Origin of the sequence: Rhodococcus jostii NBRC 16295 (assembly GCF_001894825.1) — a bacterium.
GTDB classification, from domain to species: domain Bacteria; phylum Actinomycetota; class Actinomycetes; order Mycobacteriales; family Mycobacteriaceae; genus Rhodococcus_F; species Rhodococcus_F jostii.
The window spans coordinates 52,630-66,658 of the sequence record NZ_BCWY01000013.1; the positions used below are offsets into that span (position 1 = coordinate 52,630).

The window sequence follows — 14,029 nt, forward strand, 5'->3', positions numbered from 1 at the left end:
GGCGATAGGGTGCGTCAATGCCCATCCACGTAGATGTCGTCCGGGTGTTCACCGACGACAAAGGACGCCACGGCAACCCGCTCGGCATAGTCGACGCCTCGGTTGTTCCCACCGAGGACCGGCAGTCCGTCGCCGCCGCGCTCGGGTACAGCGAGACGATCTTCGTCGACGTCCCCGGTCCGGGTGACACGCACGCGCGGGCCCAGATCTTCACTCCCACCACCGAACTCCCGTTCGCCGGACACCCCACCGTCGGACTGTCCTGGTGGTTGCACGAACGCGGCGCCGCGGTCGGCACACTGGACGTGCCCGCGGGCCCCGTCGCCACGCGGCGCTCCGGCGCCATCACCTGGGTGCGGGCGCGGCCCGAGTGGGCGCCCGACTTCTCGCTGTACCCCATGAACAGCGTCCGCGAGGTCCAGGCGGCCGACCCGAAGAGGTTCGGTGCCGGACACCACTACCTGTGGGCCTGGACCGACAAGGTCGAGCACTCGATCCGGTCGCGAATGTTCGCCCCCGACATGGGCATCACCGAGGACGAGGCCACCGGCGCTGCCGCGGTCCGGATCACCGCGCACCTCCGCCACGCCCTCCTGATCACACAGGGCAAGGGATCCGAACTGCGCACCACCTACGATCCCGACGGCTGGGTCGAGGTCGGCGGACGGGTTCACCCCGAGAAGTCACGCACCCTCTGACGACGGCCGCCGGCCTCGCCCCGCGGCGAGGTCGGCGTCGCTCAGCGTCACCTCGATCTCCCGGCCCAGCGTCACACCCGGGGCCAGGGGAAGCCGGTCGCCGCTCCAGAACTTTCCCGGGTCATACCAGTTGGTGCGCCGGCGTCCGCTGATCAGACCCATCTCCTCGTACGTCTGCGCGACCACCTCGGCGCAATAGGCACTTTCGAGGCTCCCCGACTGCTCCTGGCGGCGCCCCTTCCCCGGCAGACGCCCCCCGAACCACCGTGAGGCGAGCTTCGCTGTGGACGGGAAAGGTGTTCCGTCCAGCCGCGCGATGGTGCGCAGCAACGCATCCTCCTGCTGCGGGGTCGCGGGTTCGGCGAGCTGACGCAGCCACCCCCGCTGCCCGTACCGCGCACCCCACACCTGGACGGCGGCGCGCAGGTCGTGGAGTTGCACACCACGCTGGAAGCGGCCTGTCCACATGTCCTGCAACGAATGCCCGAGTTCGGCGTGCCACATCAGTGGCGGCAGGTCCTCGAGGACCACCGACATGCCGACGTGGTTGACCGGACTGTCCGTGAGGGTCTGAATGGCCCTGTCTGCCGGAGACTCTCCGCGGAAGATCCAGATGTCGCCGGTGCGGGTGACCTCGACCGCGGTGTCGAGGTCGATGCTGGAGCCGTGTCGTCGTGCGTCCGTGTGCCGTGGCGCGTCCATGGGCCCTAGCCTAGAAGGATGCGACCTCGGGGCAGGCAATGGTGGAAACTTCTCGGACTCGCCGGTGTGGTGGGCGTGGCCGCGACCGGGGTCGTCGCGGTCCGCGCGGACCGGCAGCGGAAGGCGTACACGCCCGACGAGGTGCGGGCGCGGCTCCACGAGCGTTACACCCGCGCGTATGCAGCGCACGACGGGCAGACGGAGATCGACCTGGCCCGACCGACGTGGCGGGAGCGGGTCACCGGTGCCCTGCACCGCCTCCGCAGGCGGGGCACCGGGTCCGATCAGCCCAGCGCCTGCCGGATCCCGTCGGCGAGCTGAACGACCTGCTCGTCCGTCATCACGAACGCCGGCGAGATCTGCATGGCGCCCTGACCGGCGGCACGTCCCGAGATTCCGTGTTCACGCAACGTGTTCACGAACGGGAGGGCTTCCGCCGGATCGGCCAGCTGCACCGCCGCGACCGCACCGAGGCCACTGCGCACCTCCTCGACCCGCGGGTGGTCGGCGAGGGGCGCGAGGTGCTCGTGCAGTGACGACTCGAGCCGCTTCGACTCCGCCAGCAGGTTCTCGCGCTCGATGATGTCGAGGTTGGCGAGAGCGGCCGCCGCGGCGCCCGCATGGCCGCCGTAGGTGTAGCCGTGCCGCCACCAGACTCCGCCGGCGAAGAACGGCTCGGCCACGCGCGGGGCGATGAACACCGCACCCATCGGGACGTACCCGGACGTGAGGCCCTTCGCCGTCGTCATCATGTCGGGCTGCAGGTCGAATCGCGTCGACGCGAACCACTCGCCGCCAATGCGGCCGAATCCGGTGACCACTTCGTCGACCACGAACAGGATGTCGTGCTCGCGGCAGATGTCGCGGACCTCCGCGAGGTACCCCTCCGGCGGCAGGTACACGCCGCCCGCACCGATGACGGGTTCGCAGAAGAACGCGGCGATCTTGTCGGCGCCGATCTTCTCGATCAGTTCGAGCAGGCTCTTGGCGTCGTTCCAGGCGACCGTCGCGGCGTCGGCCATCAGCTCGCCGTAGCCCTCGCGGTTGACGGGGATGCCCGCGAGAGCGGTTCCCGCCACGTGCATTCCGTGATACGCCTTCTGGCGGCCGACCACGATCGTCTTGGCCGGTTTGCCCATCTCGTGCCAGTAGCGGCGCGCGAGCTTGGCCGCCGTGTCCACGGAATCCGAGCCACCCGACGTGAAGAAGATCTTGCTGCCCGGCACCGGCGCTATGGTCGCGAGACGCTCGGCCAGGGTCGCGGTGGTCTCGGGAACGAAGTCGCCGAAGTTCGAGAAGTGGGCCACGGTCCGCAGTTGTTCGGCGACGGCGTCCGCGATCTCCGCACGACCGTGCCCCACGTTGGTGAACCACAGACCCGCTGTCGCATCGAGGTAACGGTTGCCGCGGTCGTCCCAGATGTACGCGCCCTCGCCGCGGGACACCACGAAGGCACCCTTCTGTTCCACCGCGCCCATATCCGCGAATCCGTGCCACAGTGCCGACGCCATGCTCATCCCTTCGTGAAACCCCACCCCAGGCGACTATGCCACGGCGGCTCGGCGAGGAATCGGCCGCGTCACTTCTCTGCCAGGGCGGTGGGGTGCGCTTCGGTGTCGATCCCCGGTATCCCGCGACCGCGGATGGACGCCCCCGCCGTCTCGGTCACGAAGTACAGCGCGACGAGGCCGACCCCGCACGCAGCCATCATGTAGAACGCCGGCATGAGCGTGTTTCCGGTCCATTCGATGAGCAGTTCGTTGACCGCGGGGGCAGTGCCACCGAACAGCGACGTGGACACGTTGTACGCGATGGCGAAACCCGCGAACCGCACGTGTGTCGGGAACATCGCCGGGAAGGTCGCCGAAATCGTGGACAGCTGCAGGACGTACAGCAAACCGAGCACCGCGAAGGCGAGGATCGCCCACCCGAAACCCTGACGCATCAGCAGGTACATCGGGACGGCGAGCACGATCAGTCCCACGAGTGAGCCGTACCACAACGGTTTTCGGCCCACCCGGTCCGACAACCCGCCCGCGAACGGAATGACGGCCATCATCACGAGCTGCCCCACGATGAACAACGTCAGCGACGCGGTGGACGTCAGACCGATCTGCGTCTCCAGATATGTCGGCATGTAGCTCAGCAGGGTGTAGTTGGTGACGTTCAGCGCGATGACGAGTCCGCCGAGCAGCAGCAGCGGCTTCCAGTACTCGGTCACCAGGTCCTTGAACTCGTGCGTCGGCGTCGACTCCACCTCGCCCTCCGCGTCGAGTTCACGGAACACGGGTGTCTCTTCGAGCTTGGTCCGCAGGTACAGGCCGATCAGACCCATCGGCCCCGCGATCAGGAACGGGATCCGCCAGCCCCACGTGGACATGAACGGATCGCTGGAGAACAACTCCACCACCAGGACCACGATCGCACCCAGCGCATAACCGCCGAGGGTGCCGAACTCGAGGAAACTCCCGCAGAAACCGCGCTTGCGGTCCGGTGAGTACTCGGCCATGAACGTCGCCGCGCCGCCGTACTCGCCGCCGGTCGAGAAGCCCTGGATCATACGCAGCAGCACCAGCAGAAGAGGCGCCCAGAAACCGATGACGTCGTATCCGGGCACCAGGCCGACGCCGAACGTCGCACCCGCCATCAGGACGATCGTCAGTGCGAGAACCTGGCGACGTCCGAGCCGATCACCCAGTGGACCCCACACGAGCCCACCGAGCGGTCGCACCACGAACGACACCGCGAACACGAGCAAGGCGTACAGCGTGGCCGAACTGGTGTCGCCGGGAAAGAACGCGGCCGAGATGTACGACACGGTGAACGCGTAGACACCGTAGTCGAACCACTCGGTGGCGTTGCCCATCGCCGACGCCGCGATCGCACGACGGAGAACACCTGGTGGGAGGGTTTCCTGCTCGGCTGAAGGACTCGCAGATGCCATAGATCCCGCCTCCTCGGGCCGGTTTTCGCGTGCCCTCATTGTGTCCCGAGTGGCACGTGTTGTCGCCGCTTTGCCGTTTACAGCGGCCGACGGCACGTCCGCCCGGGGGCGTGTGCGGCCGCCGCCCTCCGGGTATCCGCAACCATGACCAGCCGAATCATCGCCATCGCCGTCGACTGCCGCGACGCGGAATCACTCGCACGGTTCTGGTGCGAGGCCCTGGAGTATCCGCCGACCCGCCGCTGGAAGGACGCGTACGGGCGCGAGTACGTCGAGTCGAGCGCACCGGGGTCCACGTCCCTGGTGTTCCAGCCCGTCGACGACCGGAAGTCCGGGAAGAACCGCCTGCACCTCGACATCGCACCGTCGTCCGGAACCCGCGACGAGGAGGTGCAGCGGCTTCTCTCGCTCGGCGCCCGGCGGCTGAGCGACGACCCGAACGTTCCCTGGGTGGTCCTCGCCGACCCGGAGGGCAACGAATTCTGCGTGCTACCGGAACGTGGTGCCGACGACGGGACGAGTGCGTGAGCCTCGCCACCAGGCGGCGGGCCCGCCATGGGAGATCCAGTGCCGTGCATGGTCGACGTAGTCGGTGATCACCCGGACCCACTCGTTCCAGGCACTCGGTGTGGGAAGGGTTTCGACGGAACGGGTCAGGAGACGATCCAGCGCGTCCGAGACGAGGTCCGCACGTTCCAACTGCACCATGTGCCCGGCGCCGGGCACCTTCACCAGTTCTGTGTCCGGCAACTCCCCGGCGATCGCCTTCGAATACCGGAACGGGGTCAGCAGGTCACGATCGCCGCACACGATCAGCGTCTCGATCGGTGCCAGCAACGGCACGGCCGCCGTCTCGTCGTGATTCTTGAACGACGGCAGGAAGTCGACGAGCGTCTTGAGCGACGTGTCGTTGATCATCTGCTCGGAGTGCCACATGATGGCCGGGCTGATCCTGCGGTCGCCGAACGACGCCGACCTCAGGATCGGCGCCAGCACCCTCTTACTGGCGCCTCGACCGCTCTGCACGACGCGCGGCAGGTGCCGGGCCGCGGTGCTGAATCCGGCGACCACCGGCGTGTTGAGGGTCCGCGCGAGCCCCACGTCCCCCAGTTTCTCCGCCGCGGTCGCGATCAGGCCCACCCCGACGATGCGGGAACCGATCAGATCGGGGTGCTGCCCGACGTACGAGAGGACCGCCATGCCGCCCATGGAGTGGCCGACCAGCACGATCGGCCCCTCGGGCACGAGCGCCCGGATCACGGCGTCCACGTCCTGCGCGAGATGCGGGATCGTGCAGGTGTCGCGGCGCGGTACCCCGGAATCGCCGTGCCCCCGCAGGTCGAAGAAGACCATGCGAATCGTGGATCCCCACGTCTCCTCGAGCCGGACGCGCTGGAAGTGCCACCCCGTCATCCGGTTGCAGAAGCCGTGCACGAACACCACCGTCAGAGGGGCGAACGCCGGGCCCACCTCGCGCACCGCGAGCGGCACCCCGTCGTCGGCGGCGACCACACTCCCGCGGTCGCGGCTGAGCAGGTCGAACGTCTCGCCTGCGTACTCGTCGAACATAATCTCCCAGCCGTTGCCGAAGTCACGGATGAACCCGCGGACGCCTGTCCAGTGGAGGATAGCGCGGCCCGCGAATCGTACCCGCGCAACTTCGCCGCTACCGGTCCTCGCCGAACCGCCGCCGCGCACCGAGGCGTCCCACCGCGGTGACGGCGAGCGCCATCAACGCCATGGCCAGCAGCAACACGACCGCCGTGACCGCCAACTGGAGGTAACCCTGCGTCCCGCGGATCGAGGAACGGGTACGGATACCAGTCGACGCTCGGACCGCGCACCAGCGAATAGCTACCGTAGACGACGGGAAATACCAGCCAGCTCAGACTCTGGACCTCGGAGATCCGTACCCGAGACGGCGCGATCACCCGGTCGACCAGGGGGAAGAGCGGCAGCAACCGGTGCAGTGCCGTGTTGATCCAAGCGTCCTGCAGCATCACGTCGACATTCGCCAGCAACACCGCGTACACGATGCCGGTGATCACCATGTAGAAGGTCGTCGCACCCCGGAACAGCTGCCAGCCCCGCGACTGCGGATTCCGGACGGCGCCGATCAGCGGCACGCAGAATTCGAACAATCGCCTGGCCTCGCAGGTCCGTGACGACGGCAGCGTCCATTCGCAGATATTCGCACACGGACGGGCGCGGCACAGCGCGATCGACCGGGTTGGCTAGGCTGTGTTCAGCATGTCCACCACAGCACCCAGCCGGCGGGATCTGAAGAACAGCCTCGGCGAACTCACTCTGCGCGACGAACACCGGCTCCGCCGGCAGCTCGAGCGTGCCCGCACGCCCGAGGCCCTCGCGTCCCTGTCGAACGACATCACCGCCGCGCGCGGGCGCATCGACCGCAGGCGGGGCAGCGTGCCCGTCATCGACTACCCCGACTCCCTCCCGGTGAGCCAGCGTCGCGACGACATCGCGAAGGCGATCTCCGAGCACCAGGTCGTCATCGTCGCCGGCGAGACGGGATCGGGCAAGACGACGCAGATCCCGAAGATCTGCCTCGAACTCGGCCGCGGTGTGCGCGGCCTGATCGGCCACACCCAGCCGCGGCGTCTCGCCGCGCGGACGGTCGCCGAGCGGATCGCCGAGGAACTCCACAGCGAACTCGGGGAGACCGTCGGGTACACGGTGCGATTCACCGACCAGGTGTCGGACGGCACCCTGGTGAAACTGATGACCGACGGCATCCTGCTCGCGGAGATCCAGCGCGACCGGATGCTGCGCCGGTACGACACGTTGATCATCGACGAGGCCCACGAGCGCAGCCTCAACATCGACTTCATCCTCGGCTACCTGCGGCAGCTCCTCCCCCGCCGGCCCGATCTGAAAGTGATCATCACGTCGGCGACGATCGACCCCGAACGCTTCGCGCAGCATTTCGCCCTCGACGGCGTGCCCGCACCGATCGTCGAAGTGTCCGGGCGCACGTTCCCCGTCGAAATGCGTTACCGCCCACTCACGATGGAGGTGGGCGAGCAGACGTTCGACCGCGATCCGGTCGACGCCGTGTGCGAGGCGGTCGAAGAACTCTCCGGCGAGGGCGACGGCGACATCCTGGTCTTCCTCTCCGGCGAACGGGAGATCCGCGACACCGCCGACGCCCTGCGCGATCGCCGACTGCGCGGCACCGAGATCGTGCCCCTCTACGCCCGGCTGTCGGCGGCCGAACAGCACAAGGTGTTCACACCCCACACCGGTCGCAGGGTGGTGCTGTCGACGAACGTCGCGGAAACATCCCTCACCGTGCCCGGCATCAGGTACGTCGTGGACCCGGGAACCGCCCGCATCTCCCGGTACTCGGTGCGCACCAAGGTGCAACGCCTGCCGATCGAACCGATCTCGCAGGCTTCGGCCCGCCAGCGGTCCGGACGATGCGGCCGTGTGGCCGAAGGCATCTGCATCCGGCTGTACTCCGAAGAGGATTTCGAGTCGCGGCCCGCGTTCACGGAACCGGAGATCCTGCGCACCAACCTCGCGTCCGTCATCCTGCAGATGACGGCACTCGGCCTCGGTGACATCGCCGCGTTCCCGTTCGTCCAGCCGCCGGATCCGCGGGCCGTCCGCGACGGCATCGGCCTGCTCGAGGAACTCGGCGCGATCGAACGCACAGCGCACGCCGAGCAGCCGGTCCTCACCCCCGTCGGACGCGAACTCGCGCAGATACCCGTCGATCCGCGCATGGCCCGGATGCTCGTCGAGGCCCACCGGAACGGCTGTCTGTCCGAGGTCCTCGTCATCGTTTCCGCCCTCTCGATCCAGGACGTACGGGAACGTCCCGCCGAATTTCAGCAGGCGGCGGACGAGAAGCACGCCCGGTTCAACGTCGAGAACTCCGACTTCCTCGCGTTCCTCGAACTCTGGAAATACCTGCGCGAGCAGCGGAACGAGCTGTCGTCCAACCAGTTCCGCAAAATGTGCCGCACCGAGTTCCTGCACTGGCTGCGAATCCGCGAATGGCAGGACCTGCACGGTCAGCTGCGTCAGATCACCCGCGGACTCGGCTGGAACACCAGCGACACCCCGGGCGGCGAAGCCGCGATCCACCAGTCCCTGCTCGCGGGACTGCTGTCCCACATCGGACTGCGCGAGGGCGACAAACGCGACTTCCTCGGCGCGCGCGGAAGCCGATTTGCGATCTTCCCCGGTTCGGGCCTCTTCAAGAAGCCCCCCAGGTGGGTGATGGCCGCCGAACTCGTCGAGACGTCCCGCCTGTGGGCGCGGATGTCGGCCAGGATCGAGCCCGAATGGGCCGAGAAGCTGGCCCCGCATCTCGTGAAACGCACCTACTCCGAACCGCACTGGTCGTCCAAGCGCGGCGCGGCCATGGCCTACGAACGCGTGACGCTGTACGGCATCCCGCTCGTCGCCCGCCGTGCGGTCACCTACAGCACCATCGACCCCGAGACCTCGCGTGAGCTCTTCCTCCGCCACGCGCTGGTACAGGGCGAATGGCAGACGCAGCACAAGTTCTTCCACGCCAACCGCGCACTCCTCGACGACGTCGAGGAACTCGAGCATCGCGCCCGCAGGCGCGACATCCTCGTGGACGACGACACCCTCTACGACTTCTACGACCAGCGGGTCGGCCCGGAGGCGGTCTCGGCCCGGCACTTCGACTCGTGGTGGAAGATCGCCCGCCGCAAGAATCCCGACCTGCTCACGTTCACCCAGGCGACCGTCGTCAACGCCGATTCGGCCACGGTCCTCGGCGGCGAATACCCCGACGCGTGGCGTCAGGGCGACATGCAGTTCCCCCTCACCTACCAGTTCGAGCCGGGCAACGAGGACGACGGCGTCACGGCCCGGATCCCCATCGCCCTGCTGGCGGGGCTGCGCCCGGTCGGATTCGACTGGCTCGTCCCCGGCATGCGCGTCGAACTCGTCACCGCTCTCATCAAGACCCTCCCGAAGACCCTTCGCAGACAGGTCGTTCCGGCGCCCGACTTCGCGGCTGCCGCGTTGGCGGCCGTGAAACCCCGCTCCGAACCGCTCGCCACCGCGATGGCACGCGAATTGTCCCGGCTCGGTGCCTGCCGCATCGATCCCAAGGACTTCGATGCGACCGCCCTCCCCGACCACCTGCGGATGACGTTCGCCGCCGTGGACGAGAAGGGCGCCGTCCTCGGCCGGGACAAGGACCTCGCGGCGCTGCGGAAGTCGCTGGCTCCCCGCGTTCAGGTGGAAGTGGCGAAGGCGGCCTCGAATTCGGAACGGCCGCCCGCACTCACCTGGACTCCCGCCACCCTCGGCTCACTCGAGGCCACCGTGACGCGCGAACTCGGCGGCCAGAAGGTCACCGGGTATCCCGCCCTCGTTCCGGAGGGCGACGGCGTCGCCGTCCGCGTCCTCAGCACCGCGGCAGCGCAACGTGCCGCGATGCGAGCCGGAACCCGCCGGCTGCTCCTCGCCGCCGTTCCCACACAAGCCAAGACAGTGACGTCCGGTCTGAGCAACGCACAACGATTGGCACTCGGGCAGAATCCCGACGGCAGCCTCGACGCCCTGATCGACGACTGTCGCAACGCCGCCGCCAACCAGTTGATCGCCGCGCACGGCACCCCGGTGCGCACACCGCAGGAATTCGATGCCCTCGTGGCGACGGCGCGTGCCGAGATGGCCCGCAACGTGGCGGTCCTCCTGCGACTGGTGTCGCCGGTGCTGGAAGCAGACCACCGGCTCGCAGTCGTCCTCGAACGCGCCACCGGCGAGGCCGCCGACGACGTGCGAGAACAACGCCAGTCGCTCCTGTTCCCCCGATTCGTCGCCGACGTCGGAGTCACCCGGCTCCGCGAACTGCCCCGCTACCTCGCCGCCGCCGTCGCCCGTCTCGAAGCGCTTCCCGGGAGCGCACCCCGCGACCAGAAGGGGATGGACGTCCTCGACCGCGTCTACGCCGGCTACGAACGGATGCTCGCGGCACTACCGGAAGAACGACACCACTCCCCCGAAGTCGACGCCGTTCACTGGATGATCGAAGAACTCCGGGTCAGCCTGTTCGCGCAGACACTGGGCACACCCGTCCCCGTCTCGGAGAAGCGTGTTCTGACGGCGATGCAGAAGGTGCGCTGACGCGCAGGCTCAGGCGTCGTCCCGGGATTCACGGTGTGCGCGGAGCTCTTTGATCTCGCGGGCAAAGTCTTCCGCCGAGCTGAACGACCGGTACACGGACGCGAAACGCAGGTACGCCACCTCGTCCAGATCACGAAGCGGACCGAGGATGGCGAGGCCGACCTCGTTGCTCGGGATCTCCGCCGACCCCGATGCCCGGACCGCGTCTTCGACCTGCTGGGCAAGGAGATTCAGCGCGTCGTTGTCGACCTGGCGGCCCTGGCAGGCGCGGCGCACACCCCGCACCACCTTTTCCCGGCTGAACGGTTCGGTGACACCACTGCGCTTGACCACCGACAGCACCGCGGTCTCCACGGTGGTGAATCGGCGACCACACTCGGGGCACGAACGGCGGCGGCGGATGGCCTGTCCTTCGTCGGCTTCTCGCGAATCGACCACACGTGAATCGGGGTGCCGGCAGAACGGGCAGTGCATGGCGATTCCTTCGTCGTAGCCGTCGTGGCCGCAACTGTTCGCCTCCCCCGATGGCGAACCGACGAAAACGGATTCACGCAGCGGATGCACGATCTCGACGCGACCACACGAAGTGGTGGGACTGACAGCATCCGAGACTACTCGTCCGCCCGATGGGACAGTCATGCAGAGCCACCCCCGTCACCGGGTCGGGGACGACGGGACGATCAGCGTCTGCCCCGGGTGCAGCGCCGAATTGGACATGGCGTTCAGCTCCATGATCCGCTCGACGACCTGCGCCGCCGGGAGATCCGGTGCGATACGTCCGGCGAGCACTGCCAGGCTCTCCCCCTGCTGTACCTGCACGACCTCCGTGGCTGCCGCGTCGCCCACACCGTCGGTGGTGGCCAGCTGGGCCACCCCGACGAGACCGCACAACACACCCGCGGTGATCACGACACTCGCGAGCACCATCCGCCAGCCGACGTCGGTGGCCCCGCGCTCATGATCGGCACGGGAGACACCGACACGGGCGGACCGGTACGCGACGGCACCGGACGACGGACGACGCAGGTCGTAGCCCGAACCACGCCGACGCGGCTCGGTTCGGTACGCCCGCGCGCCCCCGGACCGGACGGCACCCCGTTCGAGTGCCTGCCGGTTCAGCACTGCCTGCCGATGGAGAACTGCGTTGCTCATCGGTACCTCCGCTGCTCGTGTCCGTTTGTCCAAGCCGTTTGTCAAAGCCGATGGCGACCCTGCGGCCGTCCGATCCGACCTGTGCTCGATCCGACCCTGTGCTCGATCCGACCCTGTGCTCGATCCGATCGGGTGTTCGATCACGCGTTCGAAAGAACACATGTTCGATTTCTACCACGACACTCCGACAAAGTCTCTACTTCTCGCGACACGTGTCGAACAGATGTTTGAAACTCCGAGGAAAGCGGGATAGATTCGAGTCACGCGGCACAGCAGTCACATGCGACCCATACCGAGTAGATCCACATACGGAAGATCCACAGACAGACGGAGGCACCTCGCCATGAAGGACGACAGCTCGACCGACGGTTCGACTCCACGTGTGAGCGGTGGCTCCGCCGCCGGGTTGACCGACCGGCAGCGCCGTGTCCTCGAGGTGATCCGCACGTCCGTGAACGAGCGCGGCTACCCGCCCAGCATCCGTGAGATCGGCGATGCCGTGGGGCTCACCTCCACGTCCTCCGTCGCCCATCAGTTGCGCACGCTCGAGCGGAAGGGCTTCCTCCGCCGCGATGCCAACCGTCCGCGCGCCGTCGACGTGCGCGGCCTCGACGAGGTGGCGGCAGGCGCCGCGGCGAACGCCTCCGGCGCCGTCGGGTTGGCTGCGGTCAAGTCCGGCGCCGACGGCGCACCCCTGCCGGAGCCGACGTTCGTCCCGGTCCTGGGCCGGATTGCCGCGGGTGGCCCGATCCTCGCCGAGGAAGCCGTCGAGGACGTCTTTCCGCTCCCCCGTGAACTCGTGGGCCAGGGCTCGCTGTTCCTGCTCAAGGTCGTGGGCGAATCGATGATCGACGCCGCGATCTGCGACGGTGACTGGGTGGTGGTCCGTCAGCAGAACGTGGCGGAGAACGGAGACATCGTGGCGGCGATGATCGACGGCGAAGCCACCGTGAAGACGTTCAAGCGCACCGACAACGAGGTGTGGCTGATGCCGCACAACCCCCTGTTCGATCCGATCCCCGGCAACGACGCAGTCATCCTGGGCAAGGTCGTCACGGTCATGCGCAAGATCTAGCTTCCGCCGGCAGATACGAGTAGGGCCCACGGCAATTGCCGTGGGCCCTACTCGTATCCACCCCGGATACGCGGGTCGTGCCTCGTCAGAGATCGAGGCCGCGACCGATGATTTCCTTCATGATCTCGGTGGTTCCGCCGTAGATGGTCTGGACACGAGAATCCATGTACGCCTTGGCGATCGGGTACTCCTTCATGTACCCGTAGCCGCCGTGCAGTTGCAGGCACCGGTCGATCAGCCGGACCTGCGCCTCGGTGGTCCACCACTTGGCCATGGCCGCTTCCTGCACCGTCAACTTTTCGTCGTTGAGCATCTCGATGAACCTGTCGACGAGGACGCGGACCGCCGTTGTCTCGGTGGCGAGTTCGGCGAGCACGAAGCGCGTGTTCTGGAAGCTGCCGATCGACTTGCCGAACGCTTTCCGGTCGCGGCAGTACTGGATCGTCATGTCCAGCGCCGACTCCATTGCGGCGGCGGCCACCACGGCGATCGACAGCCGCTCCTGGGGAAGGTTCTTCATCAGGTAGAGGAAGCCCATTCCCTCCTCGCCGAGGAGGTTCGCGGCGGGCACGCGGACGTCGGTGAAGCTGAGTTCGGCGGTGTCCTGCGCCTTCATCCCGATCTTGTCGAGGTTGCGGCCTCGCTCGAAGCCCGGCATGTCCCGTTCGACGACCAGCAGGCTGAACCCCTGCGCTCCCTTGTCGGGATCGGTACACGCCACCACGATCACGAGGTCGGCGTTGATGCCGTTGGTGATGAAGGTCTTGGAACCGTTGAGGACCCAGTCGTCGCCGTCGCGCACGGCGCGCGTCTTGATGCCCTGCAGGTCGCTGCCGGTCCCCGGTTCGGTCATCGCGATGGCGGTGATCAGCTCACCCGACGCGAAACCGGGCAGCCAGCGCTGCTTCTGCTCCTCGTTGCTCAACTCGAGCAGGTAGGGCGCGACGACGTCGTTGTGCAGGGTGAAGCCGATTCCGCTGTACCCACCGCGGGTGGTCTCCTCGGTGATGATCGCGTTGTAGCGGAAGTCGCGCACGCCGCCGCCGCCGAACTCCTCCGGCACCGCCATACCGAGGAAACCCTGCTTGCCGGCTTCGACCCACAGGCTGCGGTCGACGATGTTCTGCTCTTCCCACTTGGCGTGGTTCGGCTCGGCGTGCTGTGCGAGAAACTTGCGGTACGACTCCCGGAACAGTTCGTGCTCCGGTTCGAACAGGGTGCGCTCCACGCCAGACTCCTCGTATCAACTTCTCTGGGTACGTCTCGTTCGACGGTAGAGGCGAGGAACTACGGGGTGAATGACCCAGGTGATCGGGATTC

Annotated in this window: 12 protein-coding genes and 1 pseudogene; 5 read left to right on the forward strand and 8 right to left on the reverse strand. The window is 67.5% G+C overall.

From position 1 onward, the window contains the following. Positions 1-17 precede the first annotated feature (17 nt). Positions 18-698 (forward strand): PhzF family phenazine biosynthesis protein, encoded by a 681-nt coding sequence (locus RJ1_RS10925; RefSeq protein ID WP_073359944.1) that lies wholly within the window; start codon positions 18-20, stop codon positions 696-698. Here RJ1_RS10925 and RJ1_RS10930 read toward each other — a convergent pair. Then, the gene (locus tag RJ1_RS10930) at positions 684-1,400 is read right to left on the reverse strand and encodes a hypothetical protein (RefSeq protein WP_073359945.1); all 717 of its coding nucleotides are present in this window, start codon (positions 1,398-1,400) and stop codon (positions 684-686) included. The two genes, RJ1_RS10925 and RJ1_RS10930, sit on opposite strands and share 15 nt — an antisense overlap. Before the next feature lie 18 nt (positions 1,401-1,418). Here RJ1_RS10930 and RJ1_RS10935 point away from each other — a divergent pair, with 18 nt between their 5' ends. Further along, positions 1,419-1,721 carry a hypothetical protein gene (locus tag RJ1_RS10935; protein ID WP_073359946.1) on the forward strand — a complete coding sequence of 101 codons (303 nt, stop codon included), beginning with the start codon at positions 1,419-1,421 and terminating at the stop codon, positions 1,719-1,721. Here the strand turns inward: RJ1_RS10935 and RJ1_RS10940 are convergent. Both RJ1_RS10940 and RJ1_RS10945 read right to left on the reverse strand, forming a co-directional pair. Further along, positions 1,685-2,917: an aminotransferase family protein gene (locus RJ1_RS10940; RefSeq protein WP_073359947.1), complete on the reverse strand. Its 1,233-nt coding sequence runs from the start codon at positions 2,915-2,917 to the stop codon at positions 1,685-1,687. The two genes, RJ1_RS10935 and RJ1_RS10940, sit on opposite strands and share 37 nt — an antisense overlap. A 62-nt stretch (positions 2,918-2,979) precedes the next feature. Continuing rightward, entirely contained in the window at positions 2,980-4,344 is a 1,365-nt protein-coding gene (locus RJ1_RS10945; RefSeq protein ID WP_073359948.1) for an MFS transporter, read from the reverse strand. Positions 4,345-4,488: 144 nt separating this feature from the next. Here RJ1_RS10945 and RJ1_RS10950 point away from each other — a divergent pair, with 144 nt between their 5' ends. Beyond that, a complete protein-coding gene (locus tag RJ1_RS10950; RefSeq protein ID WP_073359949.1) occupies positions 4,489-4,872 on the forward strand; it encodes a VOC family protein in 384 nt (127 codons plus the stop codon). Here RJ1_RS10950 and RJ1_RS10955 read toward each other — a convergent pair. Further along, complete coding sequence (locus RJ1_RS10955) at positions 4,834-5,913, reverse strand: alpha/beta fold hydrolase (protein WP_073360027.1); 1,080 nt, start codon at positions 5,911-5,913, stop codon at positions 4,834-4,836. The two genes, RJ1_RS10950 and RJ1_RS10955, sit on opposite strands and share 39 nt — an antisense overlap. A 97-nt stretch (positions 5,914-6,010) precedes the next feature. Further along, positions 6,011-6,525: pseudogene (locus tag RJ1_RS48790) on the reverse strand (Pr6Pr family membrane protein). Positions 6,526-6,594: 69 nt separating this feature from the next. Between RJ1_RS48790 and hrpA the strand changes: the two are divergent. Next, the gene (hrpA, locus tag RJ1_RS10965) at positions 6,595-10,482 is read left to right on the forward strand and encodes an ATP-dependent RNA helicase HrpA (RefSeq protein WP_073360028.1); all 3,888 of its coding nucleotides are present in this window, start codon (positions 6,595-6,597) and stop codon (positions 10,480-10,482) included. A gap of 9 nt (positions 10,483-10,491) precedes the next feature. Here the strand turns inward: hrpA and nrdR are convergent, their stop codons facing one another. Further along, the gene (gene nrdR, locus RJ1_RS10970) at positions 10,492-10,956 is read right to left on the reverse strand and encodes a transcriptional regulator NrdR (protein WP_073360029.1); all 465 of its coding nucleotides are present in this window, start codon (positions 10,954-10,956) and stop codon (positions 10,492-10,494) included. A 180-nt stretch (positions 10,957-11,136) separates the two neighbouring features. Continuing rightward, a complete protein-coding gene (locus RJ1_RS10975) occupies positions 11,137-11,634 on the reverse strand; it encodes a LysM peptidoglycan-binding domain-containing protein (protein ID WP_073359950.1) in 498 nt (165 codons plus the stop codon). 343 nt (positions 11,635-11,977) lie between these two features. Between RJ1_RS10975 and lexA the strand changes: the two genes are divergently transcribed. After that, the gene (gene lexA / locus RJ1_RS10980; RefSeq protein WP_073359951.1) at positions 11,978-12,709 is read left to right on the forward strand and encodes a transcriptional repressor LexA; all 732 of its coding nucleotides are present in this window, start codon (positions 11,978-11,980) and stop codon (positions 12,707-12,709) included. Between the two features lie 85 nt (positions 12,710-12,794). On the opposite strand, the gene RJ1_RS10985 is transcribed toward lexA, so the two are convergent. Further along, positions 12,795-13,937, reverse strand: coding sequence for an acyl-CoA dehydrogenase family protein (locus tag RJ1_RS10985; protein WP_073359952.1), 1,143 nt, complete (start codon positions 13,935-13,937; stop codon positions 12,795-12,797). Between the last annotated feature and the right edge of the window lie 92 nt (positions 13,938-14,029).